Origin of the sequence: Vibrio sp. 10N.247.310.98 (genome assembly GCF_041467395.1) — a bacterium.
Lineage (GTDB): Bacteria > Pseudomonadota > Gammaproteobacteria > Enterobacterales > Vibrionaceae > Vibrio > Vibrio crassostreae_C.
The window spans coordinates 82207-103097 of the sequence record NZ_JBFSUL010000004.1; the positions used below are offsets into that span (position 1 = coordinate 82207).

Sequence of the window (20891 nt, forward strand, 5' to 3'; positions counted from 1 at the left end):
GAAAAGGATATTCATGTCGCCTAAAAGTGAGAGTTTTAATAAAGATATCATTGTTATCTCTGTCATTTGGCTAGTTTGTGCCACAGTGATCTTTATTTACAAGTGGGAGAGTGTTTCAGCTCTTAACCTGAATGATAATGACGACTATATGCGTTTCGTTCAATTTCAGGATTGGATGGCAACTGGACATTGGTACCTAGAGCCAATGAATAATTTTAATGCCGCTGATGGCATTGTTATTCATTGGTCTCGCTTTCCTGATTTAATCTTATCGCTCGTAGCTTTTCCATTGTTGTTTATCGTCGATGATAATCTTGCTTATACAATATCCATTTCTCTTGTCCCTCTGCTTTACTTGCTACTTTTTTCGCTGTCATGCTTTTACCTAGCTGACCACCTCTTCGGTGCCAAGTATCGCTTTATTAGTATGATGTTTGCGATTTCTTCGCCTTCAATTATCCATTTTTTACCCGGTTCTATTGATCATCATAATATTCAGCTGGTCTTCGCGGTCCTATTTCTAGCTTTAACGCCATTGAATCATGAGCAGTTGCGCCATGCGTGGCGTGTGTATGCGCAATCTATCTTGCTGTCTCTATCTTTATGGACGGGGCTTGATAATGTTTTGCTATTCATGTTTTTTTTCGCGATTTACACCGTGTATTACGGTCTTGTTCGCCATGAGTGGTTTGGCTATATCTCTAAGTTGTATGCGAGTTCCGCTCTGTTTGGGATTTGTGCGGTTTTATTAAATCGGCCTTACGATGAGTTTTTCGTTTTTAAGTACGACGAAATATCATTTGTTCTCATCATCCTTTTCTTCTGTGGCTGGCTTTTCGTTAATGTTTATCATCGGTTTATGAATGAAGATAACAGTCTACTGCAAAAGGTTTTTCTGTTCGTATTTCTAGCTGTTCTATTTTTAATCCCAGTGGCAGTGCTTTATCCATCACTCAGCAGTGCGTTGTTAATTGATTACCCTCCAATACTTAAAGTCTATTGGTTAGACCAAGTGACGGAAGCGAAATCGGTCGTTAGATATGTCGCAAGTCATGGTTTTTTCTCGATAGAGAATTACGCTTTGCTCGTGATTCCTGCCACTTTGTATCCACTTTTTAAGCGTAAAAATCACCACTGCGCAATTTTGTATCTCATCTTTATGTTCAATTTAGCCCTTGCGATCTTTTGGCAGATTAGAGTCATGAGGTTGTGTTTTGTGCTAGCGGCTCCCCTCCAAGCATACGTGATTCTTCAGTTAGCAGATTACATCCGTTCCTCCATCATAAAAGCAGCGGTTATTACTTCTGGATCACCACTAGCGGTCGCCTTTGTCATTCTCGCGTTGTCGCCAACCGAAGAAATTACAACTACTCTTGATCAAAAGGAGCAATCTCTGAAGATTCATAAGGTGTTAAAAGATAACGATATAAATTCGCACACCATACTTTCAGGGATTGAAACGGGGGCTCCAGTGTTGGCAAAAACGGATAATCGAATTATTGCTGCTCCTTACCATCGAAATATTGTTGGGAACCAATTTCTTATTGAAGTAATGCTAGAGGAAGATCTGAGCTTAGCCGAACGGAAAATCATAGAGAAAAGCATCGATATCATTGTTATTGGCAATGATCCGCATTTGTTGATTTTAAAGGACTCGGCTAGCGAGGAGGCATTGATCAATAAGCTGTACAGCTCAGATACGCCAACTTGGTTAGATGTTGTGTACGACAATATTGAAAATGGGTACCGAGTGTTTCGAGTCAGGGAGAGCTCATGAAGAATCAAACCATAGCGGTGTTACTCCCGTGCTATAACGAAGCCGGAGCGGTTGGAAAAACGGTGGCTGACTTTCAACGTGCACTACCAAGTGCGACGGTTTATGTGTACGACAATAACTCTACTGATGGCACGGTCGAAGAGGCGCTGCAAGCTGGTGCTGTTGTTCGCCATGAGTATCGTCAGGGCAAAGGTGAAGTTGTGCGACGGATGTTCTCAGATATTGATGCTGATATTTATATTATGGCTGATGGTGATGATACCTACGACGCCTCCATTTGCCCTACACTGATTGAACAACTGGTTACTGAACAGCTCGATATGATCATTGGCAGTCGAGAGCGCTCTTCCGAGGCTTATCCTGCAGGACATATTTTGGGTAATAAGATGTTTTCGACTCTGATAAATAAAGGGTTCAATGCTCAATTGAATGATGTTTTCTCTGGCTATCGAGTGATGAGTCGCCGGTTTGTAAAAACGGTTCCTATTTTCAGTGATGGCTTTCAAATTGAGACGGAACTAACCGTGCATGCATTGCACCATAATATGTCGATCAAAGAAGTACCCACTCATTACCACTCAAGGCCTGAAGGCACGGCGAGTAAGCTGAATACATTGAGTGATGGGATCAAAATCCTCAACTTTATTTTGTTCCTGCTACGAGACGTAAAGCCGATGTTTTTTTTCGGTGCTTTGTCGGTGTTGCTTTGCTTTATCTCATTGGGATTAGGGGTTCCCGTTATTATCGATTTTATTGATACCGGGCTCGTTGAAAGAGTCCCAACAGCTATTCTGTCTAGTTCAATTGCACTTATCGCGGTGATGTCTTTCTTTTGCGGCTTGATACTCGACAACGTGTCGCGCGGCAGACGAGAGATGAGGATCCTTTCAATATTAAGAAGTCACGATCACAAGCCATCTCAATAGGATTCAGGAATGAGAATAAACAAGGATGAAGACAAGGAGTGGCTCGATTATTTGTCCCGTTTCAGTGATGAATATGACGAGCGAGTCTACGAAAGCAGTACAACAGGCTATGTGATGAGGGCGGGTCATATAGCGTGTGAGAAGCCTTTCAGTAACAGAGAGCATTTCTCGAAGGTGCTAGAAGTGGGTTCAGGAACGGGTGAACACTTGAGACATGTTCAGCATAGTTTTGACGAGTATACGGTCAGTGATGGCGATTCTGCCGCACTTGAAGTGGCAAAAAGGCAACTCAGTAACACCAGTACTTATGACAAGCTCGTTTTTAATGTAACGAATGCACGAGCGTTAGACTTTGAAAGCAACTGCTTTGATCGTGTTATTGCGACACATATATTGGAACACCTTTATGAGCCTCATCTTGTGATTAAAGAATGGCTTAGGGTATTAAAGCCGGGCGGCACTTTGTCCATTTTGATTCCTACAGACCCAGGTATTGCATGGAAGGTTGGTCGTTATATGACGACAAGAAAACTTGGAGTGAAAAAGGGGTGGAACTACGATTACATTATGGCGAGAGAACATGTTAATCCCTGCAATAATTTGATCGCCTTTTTAAAGTACTATCTCCCTGATAATAAACACTCTTTTTGGCCGTTAAGCCCAATCCCGCTAATTGATTGCAATTTGTTTTTTAACTTCCATGGAATCAAGCCTGCTAGTTAAAGGTTCGACGGCTCCTATCGTTCAGTCGTAAGCAAGAAGTTAGGTATTCACTAACTTCTTGCTTCGGTTAGATCTTTAGTTAACAAAGCCAGTAAGAGCGCCGAATAGCATAAACATGCCGACAAGCCCTACGATTGGCATCTTGACCGTTTTCAGTAGCCACACACCTATGATGATCAGAGCGAAGTCTAAACCGCCACTCACCGCACTTGTGAAGATTGGCTGATACAGAGCCGCAAGTAGTAACCCGACTACCGCCGCATTCACACCAGTAAGAGCGCCTGCCACTAAAGGTTTGCTTGCAATCGCCTGCCAGTTCTTCAGTACACCCAGTAGTAATAAGAAGCCCGGTAAGAACACAGCAATCGTTGCGAGTAGTGCGCCAGTGATCGGTGCCGATGGCATCAATACATAACCTAAGTAAGTAGCAAGTGTAAACATAGGCCCTGGTACTGCCTGTGCTGCTGCATAACCTGTTAGGAAGGCATCTTGAGACAGTTGGTCACCAATACCATTTTGTAGCAACGGAAGTACCACGTGGCCTCCACCGAATACTAAGCTACCTGCTTGGTAGAACAAGCCAAATACTTCAATGCCTTGAGAGTAAGCACTGAATAGAGGCAGACCAACCAGTAAAGCAACGAAAATCACGAGTGGTGTTAACGATATCTTGTGCGTCGAAGGTACTGTTTTTAATTCGTGTGAGGTTAAGAACTTACTGCCAACCATAGCAGCAAACAATAGAACTAATACCTGAGGCCAGATCCCAGGAATTAAAAGCAGAACAATCGCGGTGATCACACACAGTGCTGTTGCTATCTTTGATTGGCAAAAGTTTTTGTACATGCCGAAAGTGGCGTCAGCCACAACCACGACCGCGAGTAGCTTAAGTCCGTGGATGATAGAAATGAAAAGCGGTGCTTCCAACAACTGATTGCTCACTAAGGCCAATATCAACATTAGGATGACAGAAGGGGAGGTGAAGCCTACAAATGCGGCAATCGCACCGGTTAAGCCACCTTTTTTGTAACCAACCGCGAAGCCAACCTGACTTGAGCCTGGACCCGGCAGAAATTGACTGAGGGCGACAATTTGCCCGTACTCTTCGTCGGATAACCAATTCAGTTTCTCAACAAAGGTTTTACGGAAGTAGCCAATGTGTGCCGCTGGTCCACCGAAGCTAATCCAGCCAAGCCAGAAAAAGGTTTTAAAAATTGAAAGCATGATCGATTCCAGATAAATGTTTAGCGTAATTTAGGTGGAGTTGAACTATGATTCAAATTAATTGTTTTAATTGTAACTATGAATAAAATGGGTTAGTTGACATGGCTGATTTTAATTGGAAAGGGATCGATCTTAACTTGTTGATTGCACTGCAGGCTTTGTATAAAACGAATAGCGTGAGTAAGGCTGCTGAGCGTTGTTATGTAAGCCAATCTGCGATGAGCCATAGCTTACAAAGGCTACGAAAGTTGTTTGATGACCCTTTGTTTGAGCGTGTAGGTAGCAAGATGGAGGCGACCGACCGAGCCATTGAACTATCGAGCACAGTGGACGCGCTACTGAATACCATCCAGTCTGAAGTTCTGTTATCTAAATCGTTTGATGCAGAGACTTATAAAGGGACTTGGAAGATTGGTCTCACTGATTATGCCGAGCAGATGTTCGCTCCAATATTGTTTGACCTGATTAATCAATCCTCTCCTTATTCCCAAGTAGCGTTGTTCAATGTAAACCGGAGTAACTACCAGCAAGTCTTTGACGATGCCAAGCTTGATATGACGATAGGCAGCTTTGGTGAGGTACCAAAGCAATATCGAACAAAGCATTTGTATACGGAGCAACATGTTTGTTTACTTGATCAATCGGTTCTATCTATTGAGGAGCCGATGTCGCTAGAACAATTTGTTGCTGTCGAGCACGCGCTTGTTTCCCCTGCAGGGGCTTTAAAGACGGGAGTGGACACTCGTTTAGGTGAACTCGGCTTAAGCCGGAAAGTCGCGATATCTTCCAGTAACTTTTTAACTGTTAAACGACTCATTCGTGGCAGAGAACTATTGTGTATTGTCCCCAAGCTAGTCGCGCGCAAGGATATTGATAGTGAAGAAACCTTACTAGCTGTGAAGCCACCTATTGATGTTCCAGATTTTGATATCCAGCTTGTTTATAGAAAGGCAAAGCATTTAGATGATAAAAATAAACTACTTAGAAAGTTGATTACTAATGCGATCTCATCTGTGATTTCCGAATAGTTTATTGTGTCGGTTAATCGTCAAATTCATATGAATTAATTTTAGAAAAATCCGGTTTATTATAAGAACCCGACTATACTTAATTTACGACTCAAGGCAGTCGTAAAGAATAGGCTTTTTGATTTACCTAAGTAAAAAAATTGGTTATATCCTCATGATATAGCTTAAAAAACTACCAGGCTAAACGGACTTAGTTGGTCTTAAAGCGCTAGCTCCCCCTAGCGCTTTTTCTTTTATGTCGATTCTGGCAAAAGGGTCTGAATTCTTTTCAGCAGTTGCTCGATCTCTTGTTTTTCATAGTGAGCCGTCACCTTAGGTTGGCTGCTTTCTCTTGGGAGTAATGCAGTTTCGATATGGTGCTGCAGTAAAGCATCTTGTGAGTTAGCGTTGAGCTTCTCTGCAAGTACCACAGCTTGTCGACCAATCGTGGTGAAGTCTTGTTTGATGGTGGTCAGTGGTGGATTAAAAAACGCACTGTCCTCGATGCCATCAAAGCCGACGACCGCAACCTTGTCAGGGACTGGAATCTGCAGTTCTTGCAGTGCGCGTAAAACCCCTAATGCCATTTGATCACTGGCGACCAACACAGCATCAAATGGGATTTGTTTCGCAACGGCGTCTCGAATGCCAAGGTAGCCACTTTCCGCTTGCCAGTTTCCTTGATGTTGAAACTGTACCTGACAGTTTGCATCTGATAGCACACCCAACCAACTCTGAAGACGGATTTGTGAGGCACTGGATTCGTTAGGCCCGCTGATCAACAAGTATTCAGAGCGACCATTTTCAATAAGATGCTGAGCCGCCAGCTTTGCGCCCTCGGCGTGATCGCCGCATATATAGTTAACTTGGCTGTTAGAAGGGACATCAATGAAGATGAGGTTCAAGTGTTGATATTGTTCTACCAGCAATTCGGCGTCTGCACTCTTTAAAGGCACATTGAGAATGATGCTGTCGACCTGTTGAGCCATCAGTTCACGAATAGCCTCACGGGTGTTCGCGAGATTAGGCTCGGAAACAACAGAGAAAGCGACGCCATAACCCATATCATGAGCCTGCATTCGCACACCATTGGCGATCATTGCTGCGCCATGCAGTGCCATATCGAGCGTGACTAAACCAACGCTGGTGGACTTGGCTCGACTGAGCATTTGAGCACCTTTATTGGGTACATAACCCAGTTGCTTTATGGCGGCGTTAACCTTGTTGCGGGTGGATTCCGCGACGTCTTGTGAGCCATTGGTTACTCGAGATACTGTCTGGGTAGATACCCCTGCCAGTTTTGCTACGTCTTTGAAGGTGATACTCATCGCTCTGCTCATCGAATATTTTAGAGTGAAATAATCCTACCGAAATTTACCAAACTAAACTCTGCTCACTCTCAAATAAATGTCTTTTAAAACATTAAAAATGTTTCCGGAAACAGTCGATCTTGTGCAAATTTTTCGAATATTAAAGCCAATTTACATCACGATTTTGTGGGTTTTGGATACTAATCTGGCGTGATGGGTTCACTATTATTTCTATATTATGTTTACGAAAACAATAGAGATTAGTAATGAACGAATTTATTCACTTAAAGAGTAAAAACCATAGTTTGATCATTAAATCAGGGCGTGTTCCAGAGGTTTTGCATTGGGGGGCAAAGATCGCAAGTATTGATGAAGATCTTCTGCTTTCGACAGAAAGACCGATTTCTCAAGCTCGACTTGATGTGGATGTGCCACTTTCTCTTTGCCCTGAGTTAGGCAGTGGACACTTTAACGCTCCAGGCATTGAAGGTCACAGAGAAGGGAGTGATTGGGCTCCTGTCTTTAAGACCGTTCGTTACGATGCTCAAGATCAAGAGGCGTGTTTTTTCCTTGAAGACAAGGTTGCTCAACTGAACCTTAAGGTAGAGATTAAGCTGGATTTCGAATCTGACGTCGTCCAAAAGCGTGTAACCGTCACCAATAAAGGCAGCAATAAATACTACTTGAACAAGCTTTCTTCAACGCTGCCATTGCCGAATCATGCTAACGAGCTTATGACGTTCCATGGCCGTTGGTGTCATGAGTTCCAAACGCAACGTCAGCGTTTTGAACACGGCGGCTTCATGCAAGAGAACCGTCGCGGTCGTACTTCACATGAAAACTTCCCTGGCATGTTTGCAGGCACTCAAGGGTTCTCAGAGCAGAACGGCTTGGTGTGGGGCTTCCATTTAGGTTGGAGTGGTAACCACCAAATGCGCGCTGATGTACGTAGTGATGGCCGCCGCTTTGTACAAGCGGGAGAGTTATTGCTAGCGGGTGAATCGATTCTAGAACCAGAGGCAACTTACCAGACACCTTGGCTCTATGGCTGTTACAGCAATTCTGGTTTGAACGGTATTGCTCAACGTTTTCAGCAGTTTGTTCGTGACAACATTATTCAATTCCCTACCGATAAACCTCGCCCAGTGCACTTGAATACTTGGGAGGGTATCTACTTCGACCATAAACCGGAATACATTATGCGGATGGCAACGGAAGCCAGCGCGATGGGTGTTGAACGATTCATTATTGATGATGGTTGGTTTATTGGTCGTGATGGTGAACGAACGGCATTAGGCGATTGGTACCTCGATGAAGTGAAATACCCAAATGGCTTAGAACCTGTGATTGAACACGTTAACCAACAGGGGATGGAGTTCGGGTTGTGGGTTGAACCTGAGATGGTCAGCCAAGACTCAAACCTATACCGTAACCACCCTGATTGGGTGCTTGGTTTGCAAGGTTATCATCAACCCTCTGGTCGTTGGCAGTATGTTTTAGACTTGCAGAATGAAGCGTGTTTTGACTACTTGTTCTCTCGCCTTGATACGCTTCTGACTACGTACAATATCGGCTACTTTAAGTGGGATATGAACCGTGAATTAGTTCAGCCGGGCCACCAAGGTAAGGCGGCGGTGCATGGTCAAACTCAAGCCTTGTATCGTCTCGTTGATCAACTGAATCAAGCACACCCTAAGGTCGAGATTGAATCTTGCTCATCAGGCGGTGGTCGCATTGATTTTGAAATCCTTAAAAGAACACATCGATTCTGGGCATCCGATTGTAACGATGCATTGGAACGACAAGCCATTCAAAAAGGCATGAGCTACTTCTTCCCACCAGAAGTTATGGGTGCGCACATTGGCCCTGCTGAGTGCCATTCAACCAATCGTCGTCACAGTATCAATATGCGTGGTGTCACCGCTTTGATGGGGCACATGGGCGTTGAACTTGACCCGGTTAAAGAGTCGCAACAAGAGAAGCAAGCTTTCTCTCACTACATCTCTCTGCATAAGCAGTTCCGCCATATTTTGCACTCAGGTCGTAGTTTCCGCATGGATCCCGCGGACAAAAACCAGAACATCTATGGGGTGCAGAATGATGATGAAATGCTGATCACCGTGTGTCAGTTGGCCATGCCTGAATACGCTCTGCCATCACCACTTCGTATTAGCTGCGTGGAAGACAGTGCGCTGTATCAAGTGAAGTTAGTGGAGATGCCACAAACCAGTTTCCAACTCATGAAGCAACGCCCTCAATGGTTAGATAAAACTCTGACTTTAAGCGGCGATAACCTCAAAGAGATTGGATTGACCTTACCTATTCTCGACCCAGAGTCTGCCTTGATTGTGCATCTAAAAAAGATGTGAATCTCTGACTCTGAGTACCCCTACAAATAAAAATCTAAATATAAAAATTATAATCGGCAGCGAGGTATTGCTGCCGCAATAACTCAACTTAAGGAAAACAAAATGTCTATTACCGTTCTGTTGTCATTTTTGTTATTTACTGGGTTTGTAGTCGCGTTTACCTACAACAAAGTGAAAAATGACAAAAACACCTCACAAGATGGTTTCTTTCTTGGCGGAAGAAGCTTAACCGGTGGCTTAATTGCCAGCTCACTTATCTTAACGAACTTGAGTGCCACCAGTTTCGTGGGCATGAGCGCACAATCTTACACCCACAACATGAGTGTCATGGGTTGGGAAGTGGCTTCTGGTGTCACCTTGGTGATTATTGCTTTAATGTTAGTTCCTCGTTATTTGAAACAAGGTATCACCACCATTCCTGATTTCTTAGAGAGCCGCTACGACATGTCGGTGAAGAAGTTTGTGACGTTACTTTTCTTGTGCCAATACGTGATCAACATTTTGCCTACCACACTTTACGCGGGCGCTGTTGTTTTGGGTGAAATCTTCGATGTTCAGGCCCTGCTAAATATTTCAGAGTTTAGTTCAATTGCACTGATTTCGGCGACGATTGGTCTACTTGGCTTCTTTTACGCGATTTATGGTGGCCTAAAGGCGGTTGTAATTGCAGATACCATTAATGGTGTAGGCTTGATTGTCGGCGGCATGATGATCCCTGTATTTGGTTTAATGGTGTTGGGCGAGGGGAGTTTCGGTGCTGGCTTAGATATTCTGCTTTATGCCGCGCCAGAGAAGCTTCAATCGGTGGGTACAGAAACCGATCCACTGCCGTTCTCAACATTGTTCACAGGTCTGCTTTTGGTGAACTTGTATTACTGGGGTACTGACCAATCTATCATTCAACGCGCATTGGGTGCTAAGAACCTGAAAGAAGGTCAGAAAGGTGTAATCCTTGCCGGTGCGATTAAGGTCATCTCTCCGCTGTTTTTGATCATTCCGGGTATCATTGCTTTCCATATGTTTGGCGCTGATGCGGGTAATCCAGACACCATGTACACCCGTTTAGTTAATGAAGTTTTGCCTAAGCCGCTAGTGGGCTTCTTCGTTGCGGTGATGTTTGGTGCGATTTTGAGTACCTTTAATGGTGTGTTGAACAGCTCAACGACTCTGTTTGCATTGAACGTGTATAAGCCGCTATTCGGACAAGGTAAAACCGATGAAGAGCTAGTGGGTAAAGGGCGTATTTTTGGTGTCGTGATTGCGATTATCTCGGTATGTATCGCACCATTCATCATGTACGCACCAGAAGGTTTGTTCCAATATCTACAAATGGTGGCAGGTTTCTTCAGTGTGCCAATCTTCACTATCGTGTTTGTCGGCTATATCTCTAAACGTGTACCAGCTGTAGCGGCGAAAGTGGCGTTGGTGGTGTTTGTAAGTTCTTACGCTGCAATGCAGTTGGTGTTCAAAACTCCGATTCACTTCCTACATCAATTAGCGATTCTGTTCGTGGTATGTACCGCGTTGATGTTCATCATTGGTTACTTTATGCCGCGTGAGTCTGAGTACGTGATGCCAGTCAATGAGAATATTGATGTGACACCTTGGGAGTTCCGTTTCGAGGCTTCGGCTATTATTCTTTACATGGTGCTTGGTGCTTACGTTATGTTCTCGGATGTGGGTTTTGTATCGGACGATCCAACCATCATGCAAGTTTATGGCGTGTGTGGCATTGTTATGTTGCTCGGTATTTTTGGACGACTAGCAAAGCGAAAGAAAGCACTTGCGACCGCGTAGATGAGTTCGGGTAATTAAAAACGAAAACGCCGCTCTTTGGAAATAGGAGCGGCGTTTTTCGATCTTGTGAAGATAAATGGAAGGCTAAAAAGTCTAAAAAGAGAATCGAGTCCATTTCTTAGCTCGCCAGCGATAGGCCATGATGATTCCACGGAACCACTCGTCCATCGCGATTGCCATCCAAGCACCCAATACGCCATAACCCCAATGCACGCCAAGCAAATAGCTCATGGCAACCCCAATGCCCCACATGCTGAGAATGCCCATTTTGATCGGGAATTTAATGTCGCCAGCAGCCTTTAGACAAGAGATAAAGATAAGGTTAAATACTCGTCCAGCTTCAAGAATGATGGAACCTGCAATCAGTGCCGCCGTTAGCGCAATGATCTCTGGATCTTGCGTGAACAGATCGAGAATTTCGAACCGGAACACATAAACCATGCAGGTAATCGCGGTTGACGCGATAAAGCCAACCACAAAGTAGCGTTGCACGCGCTTGGTGATCTCGTCGATCCAACCCTTACCAATGTAATAGCCTGTTTGGATTTGGCTGCCTTGACCAATTGCCAGTGCAAACGCAAAAGAGAGACGAGCGATGTTTTGTGCGTAAGTAAACGCAGCCAGTGAAGAGGTGCCCATCTGCACGACAAAGAAGGTAATGCTGATCTGAGCCATGTTATAAGAGAGCACTTCTCCAGCGTTCATCGAGCCGATCTTCATGATTTTTTGATAGATGGCTTTCGGCACAGATTTAAACTGCTTCACTGGTAGATAAATCCCTTTGCTTTTGACCACACCAATCAAGATCAACATCCCTATCACTTGGCTAATGACGGTCGCGGTCGCAACCCCTTGCACGCCGTATACAGGCAAACCAAAAGGTTGATATAAAGCGCAGTAGTTACCGAATACGTTGATAACGCCAGCAATCATGTTGATCACCATCGGTGATTTTGAATAGCCATGACTGCGCAAAATAGTGGTGAGAACCACACCTATGGTTACATTGAAGGTGAGAGCACCACTGATGAACAGGTATTCTTGCGCGTACTGTTCGACTTGAGGTTCGAGTTGATAAAGCGGGATAAAATATTCAGCAACAAGAACGGCAATCACACTCAGTAGCACACCGGCAATAATGGCCAGAATGATACTTGCTACACCCACGTGAGCGCTCTCTTGAGTGCGGGAAGCACCATTGTATTGCGCGATTAGAATACCCGTACCACTGCTGACCATGGTCGAGACAATGATCAGGAAAAAGGATATCTGAGAAATAACACCAACGGCAGACACGGCTTTGTCCGAGTATCCCGATAACATGAATACATCACTGGTGTTGAGTGCGGTTCTTAAAAGAACTTCGATAAAAATTGGCCAGGTGAGCGCAACGATTCCCATACGTTTGTTTAGGGTGGAATCAGCATTAGGCATTTAGGTTTTCTCAAAAAAGGGGTAGGCGACGCTATAGTTTAGCTATTATTTAGTAAACGACTATCAAATTAATGTCCGGAAGGCTAATAAGGATAAATAAAATTCGAATAAGTCTTCAGAATTCAATATTTCAGTGAGGGTGATGAAATTTTTGAATGGGATTTCATAGCAAGAGCACTCTTTGCTTTTTGTGAGTAAAAGCTTGCCTGTGTTAGCTGAGTACAACGAACAGAGTAAAAGGATCATGGTAGGCCAAATGGTCTAAGTGCTTGTTTTTCGCTTACGTTACTTCAGATATAAAAAAGGCACTCAGCGAGAAACTGAGTGCCAAAGTCTGAAATTTATGAGGTTAGATTTTCATTGAATTTCAGAAGACAGGTATAGGTTTTTACTTACTCTGCGTCAGTAAAGAAATCGTTGTATAACATGTATAGGTGGGCAGCACTCCAAGAGAAGTTTGGAGCACCTTGTTGTTCACCGTTTAGCGGGTTGTAGTTCTCACGGATAGGACCGTCTTGTACCAAGCCATCGGCGTGGTCGAAGAATGCGCCTGCCATTTCAATCGCATCGTCACGGTAGCCGTAGCTGTCCATACCTTTTAGGCCGAAGTAGAACTGGTCTACCCATACACGTCCACGCCAGTAAATATCTGGGCCAAATGCTGGGCTAGAAAGCGCTGCTGTGCCCAGTGGAACGTAGGTGTTGAACTCTGAGGTATCTTTCATCACAGAGACCACGGCATCAGCGTGAGCTTGTGTTGCTGCACCGTTGAACAGTGGTGACCAACCCTCAGGGCCTTTACCACGCTCGACAATCGGTTTGCCTGCGCAGCCATTGGCTAAAGGCTTGTCTTCAATACGAATGTCATAGAAGAAGTTAGTGCCTTCGTCGAACATACAGGTGTTGATGTAGTTCGATAGGTGCTCTGCTTTTTCACGGAACTCTTTCGCTTCTGCGTCTTTACCTAGAATGTCAGCCATTTCTGCTAGGTACTTGTTATCGCTGTACATGTAGCTTGCTTGGTCAACGGACTCTTGCAGCAATGAATAGCCAAGCAAAGTGCCGTCTTCAGCGCGGTTTTGAGCGAATTCAACATCCCAATCACTGCGCTTGCCACCGTTAGCAACGTACGCGTCTAGCTGGTCTTTATCGATGAAACCGAAGGCTGCTGCATCATCACGACCTGATTCCCAAGACGCAGCGGTTTGAGCTGGGCTCTCGATGTAATCGTAGTTGCCTTCTGCTACCACTTTATCCAGTTCAGCTTGGCCTACGACTGTTTCGTGTTTATCGCCACGAACCACGGTGAAGTACATTTCACCTTCAGGTGTGTTGTGTGCTTTGTCGCGTGCTGCGCCGTATTCTGGAACACCGTTGCCGTTGTTATCACGGTTGCGTAGCCACCAGTCGTGGTAAGCCACTAGCTTTGGATACATCTCTTCTAGCCAAGCTTCATCGCTGGTGGTCTTGTAGACTTCCATCACGGCCCATGCAGCTAGGCTTGGTTTGGTATTACGTTCGTTCCAGTTACCGCCGTCGCCGCCACGTTCTGGGCTTAGGTTGTAAGCCAATAGATCTGGCACGTAACCTTCATCCCAAGGGCGAACAGGATCGTCAGCTTGAATTTGGTAGGCAAACATCGCGCGGATGTTATCTTTCGCTACATCTGGGTTGAAGTGAGCCATTGCGTAGGCTTGCTTCCATGTGTCCCAAGGCCAAGTTTGGTTGCCCGAGAACCAACGCGCCGTCACGGATGGTGTCACAGAGTCAAACTCCATCGCACCTGCAGCGCCACGCCAGTTACCGTTTAGGGTTTCCATCGCTTTAACCGCAACACGCTCTTGCTCTGGTGTCGCGTTCGGGTTGGTTAAACCCATCTCAAGATAGCCTTCCCAACGTTCTGCTGATGCGGCTAAGAAGTCGGTAGGGTTTGCCATGATCTTTTTGATTTCAGGCTGTTCCGCTTGCGCTTCTTCTGCCGTTAGAACATGCGAGTATGTGGTGTAGATAGTCGTCGATGCTTCAATGTTTGCCGTTGAAGTAAACGCTAAACCATCAACCGTGGTTTTCGTTGGAATCGACTTGTGAACTTGGTATTCAGACTCACCAGAAGTCAGTAGATCCCATGTCGAACGAACCTTACCGAAGGTCACCTTTAGGCCATCGTCGGTTGCGACGATTTGACGGTCATATTTAGGGTAAGTTTCAGCGATTGTTTTGTCGGTTTGTGCCACGCCTTCTTTGGCGTGCGTCTTTTCTAGCAGTTCACCATCCCACACTAATTCAACCGGTGAGTCGGTAGTGATTTTTGTTTCTAGCAGAGAGGTACGGTTTGAAGCAAAACGCATCGTCATTTCTACGGTCACATCGTCAGATTTTAGCGTCTGAACCAATGCGCCCGGTAGGCTATAAGCTTCCATAGTGAAAGCCACTTTTTTGCCGTCTTTGAACACGCTTAGGCGGTCGAAGTTATCAGCCATGAAGTTGATATATTCTTCGGTAAGCAGTGCTGTACCTGGGAATCCGCCCATGCCTTCTGCACTGTCTGGCAGCAGATGACCGTGCCATGCACCTAGGTCGAAGAATGGGTTAAAGCGTTGGTGGTCATCGAAGTCGTAGTCACGCATGTATTCAGGTGAGCCAGTACGGTCGATAACGTTCTTAAATTCGTTGGCTTGCAGTTGCTCTGTGTCAGAGCCTGAGCCTGAGATTGAGTTTGAAGCACAACCAGTAACGACAAGGGCTGCACCGATAGCGAGAGCTGCGAATGATTTATTCAGTTTCATGATCAATTCCTGTAATTACCAGTAGAAGTATTGCATTGCGAACACCTGAGCGTCGCCGATTTCAGTGTCGCTGCCTACGCCAAAGCGGCTATCGAAAGCAGTCGCAAACGCGCCGTTGCCGTATTCATACCAAACGCCAGCATTGATGTAAGAGGTGATTTCTTTGTCGCCATTGTCACCGTCAAAGTTTGCGTAGTTGTAGGCTGCAGATAGGTAAACGCCTTGTGCCGCTTCGTACCATGCACTGGTTTGAATACCAGACTCGCTACCGAAAGACTCTTGGTTGCCTTTATCTGTATCGTGCCAAACACGAGTGGCGAAGTTTTTGTACTCAGCACCCAATAGCAATAGTTCACCACCATCGTTGTTACGAACTTCACCACCACCCATTAGGGTTAAGTCGTCGGTCAGATCGTATTGGAGGTAACCATTGACCATGGCGTTCTTATCTTTCCATTGGTCTGCGAAGCTGTCGTATTTACCGAAGTGAACAAGAGCATCGTCTTCCGAGAAGTCAGACTCTGGCGCGAAAGAAACGCTGTAGCGAAGCTTGCCTTCTAGGTTTTGAATCTTCACACCAAGGTGCACGTCTCGCGTGTTTGAGATCGCGTAGCCGTATTCAACCGTAGGGTCACCCCACCATTGAACGTCATCTAATGAAGAGTCCATACGACCAATCATGAATTCTGTTTTGTTATCTGTGCGGTAGCCAGCGTAAAAGCGGTTGAAACCACCTTCAAAACCGCCCCAGCCGTGGCCCGTTGCCCAAGCATTGCCTTCGTCATCGGCTTGTACTGTCCAGCCCTCCATATAAGCAAGACCAAACCAATTACCGTGCTCGATAGCCAAGCCAGCTTCAATGTAAGTACCGTCTGTGTAGCGGCCTTTATCATCACCTTCGAGTGCCACGTGACCACCAAGGCCAAGCTCACCATAAAAGTTAAATAGGGTTTCAGTTTCTGTCTGAGGAGGCTGAGTATCACTGTGGTTTGCTGCGGACTCTTCCGCGTGGGCAGTGGTACTTAAGGCAGCAAGAATACAGCTTGTAATAAGAGTGTTTTTAGTAAAACTACTTTTCATTTTAATCACTTCTGTGTCGGGGTTATAAATGAAGGTTCGCAAGCAGTTCTGACTTCTAATATGGGGTGCTCTTCAAGGCGTATTGGTCAGGTTACTTACGATCGCAAAACCGATATTAATGATAATTTTGGTGTTTAAAATTAATTCAGTTTAAAATTGCGATCTGTTTTTAGTAAATATTTACTTTGTTTTTATTTTGACTTTCAGTTGAATTTGCAGAGGTATGGCTAGGGTTGTAAGTATTCGGGAGGTGAATTGTTTGATGGGTGGTTAGATTGTTGGTTCGAATGTTTTGATTCTTGAATGGCTTTGATTTAATCGAGATGGTTAGTGGAAATGTACCGACAAATAAAAAGGCACTCACCAAATGTGAGTGCCTGAAGTTTAAGTCAGAGTGCCCGAAGTTTAAATCAGAGTGCAGGGTAAACTAAGCGTTCGCCGGTTCAGGTTTTGCTTCTAGTTTTTTCTCTTCTGGAGATAAGCTTTTTTCATATTTTCCGTACTTCCACCACGCGTAGCCAAGGAAGATAACAATCCCGCCCACGTTGTAGAAGATGATGGTCATGATGTCAGCACCTGTTGGGAAGGTTGACGCAAAGAAGCCAACAGTGAAAATGCCGATCAGAATCGAGACCACGGTAATGCCTGTCATACGTGAGCCCATTCTGAAATCACGAGGTAAGTGATCCAACTTCAAACGTAAATTAAGGTACGCGATCATGATGAATAGCGGTGGCAACATCGATGCTGCAGCTGTCATGTTGATAATGGTACTCATCAGATCTTGAACCGTATCGGACGCCAGTGTCGGAATGAACATCAGTGGAATCACAATCAAGAACTGAATCCAAGCCGCACGCTCTGGAACGCCTTGTTTGTTTAGAGCGACCGTTTTCTCACCGAAGATACCTTTAGGGATTTCAGAGAAGAAAATCTTAACGGGTGTTGCCGTCCACATCAGCAGAGAGCCCAGCATCGCCGTGAATGAAACCACACCAACGAAACGGTTCATCAAGATTTCAGACAGGCCAAAGTGTCTTGCTAGCCCTTCAAATACCTGAACTGAGCCGCCTGTGAATTTAAGCTCTTCACGCGAAACAAACACGTTTGCTAACACAGATCCTACCGAGTAAAGCGCACCGATGAAGATACCGGCAATGATGATGACTTTAACGAAAGACTTGTGACCGCCTTTGATGTCGTTAACGTAAACCGCGACCGATTCTGCACCGCCTGCCGCCATGAAGATCCAAGTGATTACGCCAAGGAATGCCCAGTTGAAGCTTGGTGTCATGGCTTCAATGGTGATTGGGTCAGCTGGCTCGATACCGCCTACCAAAGCACCGCCAGATAGCAAGATGTAAGACATCGTTAGCAGCAGCATCAGTGATGATGTTAGTGAGGTGATAGGGCCCAGTAATTTCGCACCGTTATTCGAGATATGAGTCGCGACCGCAAACAAAATAGTACTTAGAATTGCGGTGGTCATTGGCGTGAATATGTACTCAAAACCTAAGAACGCATACGACGCGTAAGCGATGATTCTAGGGAGCAGAGAGGTGAAGAAGAACAGGTTAACAAACCAGTAGGTGTAAGCTGAAATAAACGCCCAGCGGCCGCCTAGAGAGCTTTTAACCCAAGAGTAAACACCCGCTTCAGAGTCTTTATTCAGTGACACAAACTCTGCAACGATCAAACAAAATGGCACAAAGTAAAAGATGGTTGCTAGAAAGAACATCGGAGCCGAGGAAAGGCCGATCTCGATGTTGTTATTAATGATGTTATTGAAGCTGTATACCGCCGCGAAGGTCATAGACAGTAGGGCAAATTTGCCTATCGTACTGCGTTTATTTTCGGACATGATGTTCTCCGGTGAATCACGTTGATGATCGTTATAACTTGGTCCTAGAGAGGGAAGCTCTAGGCCGCACTTTTATTGTTATGTTGGTTTGGCAAACACCCGCTTTGTTTTGTCAGGGTTGGCTCATTGTTGTTTTTATAGATTTACGATCGGACTTCTTTGGGATTTTTTTCTTTGGTATTTCAGTAAACTTATTACCAAAACAAATAGTTAAAGATTAAGAAGTTCATTGAAGAGATTGCTTGTTTCATGAGCGACGATTTATAAGGCGTGTAGGGGCTTTTTTGTCGCTTTCTTTATATGAATCAGTTTGTCTCTTCAACAAGAAGATTAAAGATTAAGCGGCGGGAAGTTAATCGAAATTGATCAAATATGTGACCTTGAGTAAATGAATTTAGTTAATGTTTTACCTTGGTTTTTATTTGAGTTTTATTACCTATTAATTGGTGTTTTTCGTGAACTGAAACCTTGACGGAACGCCGTTTTTATTTTTGGGGTTTGATTTTAATTGTCTGATTTAAAACAAAAAAAGCGCCTTGTTAGGCGCTTTTTTTGTTGGGGGGGATGCAGAGTGCTACGATTGCTTAGCGGTTTCTAGCTTTGCGTCTTTACCTGCCTGCTTCTTTTCAAAGCGAGAGATCCACCACCATGCAATACCAGAGAATACCGCTGTCATGAAGACGTTGATGAAGAAGGCTTGAACAAGGTCAACACCTGTCGGGAATGCCGATGCTGTCATGCTCACAATGAAGATACCAATCAGTACCGATACCACTGCCATACCTTGAACTCGAGTACCCATGCGGAAATCACGCGGTGTGTCGTCATGCTTCAAGCGGAATACAAAGTAGGCCACCATGATGAAGATTGGCGGTAGCATTGCGGTACCTGCTGTTAGATTGATTGCTGTATTCATCATGTCTTGTACAGATTCAGAGCCGAAGCCGTTCACCACAAGCATCACGAATACAAACGCGAACTGCCACCAAGCTGCACGTACTGGCACGCCGTGTTCGTTAAGCTCTGTTGTCTTCTCGCCGTAAACACCTTTAGGGATTTCAGAGAAGTGAATTTTTACTGGAGCTGCTGTCCACATCATCATCGAACCGAACATAGCAACGAATAGGATAATACCGACGAAGCGACCCGTTAGAGATTGTGAAATGTCGAAGTAGTTCGCCATACCTGTGAAGATTTCAACCATGCCGCCAGCGTAGGTCAGTTCATCACGAGCAACGAATACGTTTACTAGAAGAGAGCCCACTGCGTACATTGCGCCGATTGCGATACCTGCACCAATGATAACCTTGATGAAAGACTTGTGACCGCCCTTAACATCGTTTAGGTAAGCGGCTGCGGTTTCTGCACCACCGGCTGCTTGGAAGATCCAACACATGATACCTAGCGTTGCCCAGTTGATGGTCGGTGTCATTGCTTCAAGCGTGATTGGTTCTACTGGCTCATGGTTGCCGCCCAGTGCCATTAGTGCACCGATAACGTAGATTGCAAACAGAGCGAATACACCGTAGGCCACGATCTCGGCAATCTTACCTAGCCAGCTCGCGCCTTTGGTTGAGATGTGAGTTGCTGCAGCAAACAGAGCAATCGAGATAGCCGATGTGACGACTGGCGAGAAGGCGTATTCATAGCCCAACATCGCGTAAGACGCATAGGCGATTACGTTTGGTAGCAGGGATACAAACCAGAAAAGGTTTACGAACCAGTATAGGAAGGAACCTAGGTAGGCTGCTTTTGAGCCTAGTGGTTTTTTTAGCCAGTCATACATGCCTGACTCAGAATTTTTATTTGCTGATACGAATTCAGCAATGATGAACACGAACGGAATGAAGTAAATAAGGGTCGCGAGCAAAAAGATAGGGGCTGAACTCAATCCCAATTCGATGTTGTTGTTTACAATGTTGCGAACGTTAAATACCGCTGCAAATGTCATGGAGAGTAGGGCAAATTTGCCTAACTTACCGCGTACAGATTCAGACATAGTGTCCTCCGAGGAATCACGTAATTATAGTCGTTATTTCTCAATGCTTCCTTGTAGGGAGGAAGCATTGAGGCTTTGTTCAGCATGTTGGAGCCTTGAACGGCAAGGCTCGATACATACTGTGAATAGATAGCGTTATTGTTTATTTATTGAGGAAGTAACCGTCTTCAATGGTCACTTTCAGTACCACTTTTCGAACTCGGTTATCACCGTGGAAACGGTAAGCCTGATTGTTGTCAAAGATCGCCACTTGGCCTTCAGCTAGCTCACGAGTTTCACCGTTCCCCATTAGGTGTTCGCGGTCGGTTTCATCGCTATAAGCTTGGATCTGCTCTAGCTCTGATTTCGCTGCGAATTCAACCGTTTCACGGCCTTCTAGGTAGTAGTGCACGTCGAAGTAACGACGATTACCGGTGAAGTTTTCTGTGTTACGAGCCACACCGTCTTCAATCATGTAAGCCAGTGAATCACCAATTGAATACATCACGCCATCTTTGATGTTTCCGATGTTTTCAATCGCTTCTACACAGCGTTGCCATTTACGACCATCGCGGTAGACGACTTTAAATTGTTCTAAGTTCTCTAAAACGATCATCGC

The 20891-nt window shown here is 45.0% G+C and carries 14 protein-coding genes; 6 read left to right on the forward strand and 8 right to left on the reverse strand.

Annotated features, from left to right (window positions below):
• The first annotated feature begins 13 nt into the window (after positions 1–13).
• From AB6E78_RS02915 to AB6E78_RS02925, 3 genes are read left to right on the forward strand one after another with little or no spacing between them, the layout of a single operon-like run.
• Positions 14–1777, forward strand: coding sequence for a hypothetical protein (locus tag AB6E78_RS02915; protein WP_372132615.1), 1764 nt, complete (start codon positions 14–16; stop codon positions 1775–1777).
• Entirely contained in the window at positions 1774–2703 is a 930-nt protein-coding gene (locus AB6E78_RS02920; RefSeq protein ID WP_372112682.1) for a glycosyltransferase family 2 protein, read from the forward strand. The genes AB6E78_RS02915 and AB6E78_RS02920 overlap by 4 nt, the downstream gene beginning before the upstream one ends.
• A 9-nt stretch (positions 2704–2712) precedes the next feature.
• The gene (locus AB6E78_RS02925; RefSeq protein WP_017065822.1) at positions 2713–3426 is read left to right on the forward strand and encodes a class I SAM-dependent methyltransferase; all 714 of its coding nucleotides are present in this window, start codon (positions 2713–2715) and stop codon (positions 3424–3426) included.
• 75 nt (positions 3427–3501) lie between these two features.
• Here the strand turns inward: AB6E78_RS02925 and chrA are convergent, their stop codons facing one another.
• The gene (gene chrA / locus AB6E78_RS02930; RefSeq protein ID WP_372132611.1) at positions 3502–4650 is read right to left on the reverse strand and encodes a chromate efflux transporter; all 1149 of its coding nucleotides are present in this window, start codon (positions 4648–4650) and stop codon (positions 3502–3504) included.
• Positions 4651–4751: 101 nt separating this feature from the next.
• Here chrA and AB6E78_RS02935 point away from each other — a divergent pair, with 101 nt between their 5' ends.
• The gene (locus AB6E78_RS02935) at positions 4752–5678 is read left to right on the forward strand and encodes a LysR family transcriptional regulator (RefSeq protein ID WP_372132608.1); all 927 of its coding nucleotides are present in this window, start codon (positions 4752–4754) and stop codon (positions 5676–5678) included.
• 233 nt (positions 5679–5911) lie between these two features.
• Here the strand turns inward: AB6E78_RS02935 and AB6E78_RS02940 are convergent, their stop codons facing one another.
• Complete coding sequence (locus tag AB6E78_RS02940) at positions 5912–6985, reverse strand: LacI family DNA-binding transcriptional regulator (RefSeq protein ID WP_102398363.1); 1074 nt, start codon at positions 6983–6985, stop codon at positions 5912–5914.
• Between the two features lie 248 nt (positions 6986–7233).
• On the opposite strand from AB6E78_RS02940, the gene AB6E78_RS02945 reads away from it, so the two are divergent.
• The gene (locus AB6E78_RS02945) at positions 7234–9336 is read left to right on the forward strand and encodes an alpha-galactosidase (protein ID WP_372128701.1); all 2103 of its coding nucleotides are present in this window, start codon (positions 7234–7236) and stop codon (positions 9334–9336) included.
• Between the two features lie 102 nt (positions 9337–9438).
• Positions 9439–11133 carry a solute:sodium symporter family transporter gene (locus AB6E78_RS02950; RefSeq protein WP_102319935.1) on the forward strand — a complete coding sequence of 565 codons (1695 nt, stop codon included), beginning with the start codon at positions 9439–9441 and terminating at the stop codon, positions 11131–11133.
• Positions 11134–11226: 93 nt separating this feature from the next.
• Here the strand turns inward: AB6E78_RS02950 and AB6E78_RS02955 are convergent, their stop codons facing one another.
• From AB6E78_RS02955 to AB6E78_RS02980, 6 genes are all read right to left on the reverse strand, one after another.
• Positions 11227–12567, reverse strand: coding sequence for an MATE family efflux transporter (locus AB6E78_RS02955; protein WP_102393203.1), 1341 nt, complete (start codon positions 12565–12567; stop codon positions 11227–11229).
• 392 nt (positions 12568–12959) lie between these two features.
• A complete protein-coding gene (ygjK, locus tag AB6E78_RS02960) occupies positions 12960–15353 on the reverse strand; it encodes an alpha-glucosidase (RefSeq protein ID WP_372132603.1) in 2394 nt (797 codons plus the stop codon).
• Between the two features lie 15 nt (positions 15354–15368).
• Complete coding sequence (gene ygjJ, locus AB6E78_RS02965) at positions 15369–16433, reverse strand: protein YgjJ (protein ID WP_372132600.1); 1065 nt, start codon at positions 16431–16433, stop codon at positions 15369–15371.
• A gap of 427 nt (positions 16434–16860) precedes the next feature.
• Entirely contained in the window at positions 16861–18294 is a 1434-nt protein-coding gene (locus tag AB6E78_RS02970; protein WP_017069519.1) for an amino acid permease, read from the reverse strand.
• A gap of 574 nt (positions 18295–18868) precedes the next feature.
• Positions 18869–20293 carry an amino acid permease gene (locus AB6E78_RS02975; protein WP_372132597.1) on the reverse strand — a complete coding sequence of 475 codons (1425 nt, stop codon included), beginning with the start codon at positions 20291–20293 and terminating at the stop codon, positions 18869–18871.
• A gap of 142 nt (positions 20294–20435) precedes the next feature.
• Positions 20436–20888 carry a beta-galactosidase subunit beta gene (locus tag AB6E78_RS02980; protein WP_017066026.1) on the reverse strand — a complete coding sequence of 151 codons (453 nt, stop codon included), beginning with the start codon at positions 20886–20888 and terminating at the stop codon, positions 20436–20438.
• Between the last annotated feature and the right edge of the window lie 3 nt (positions 20889–20891).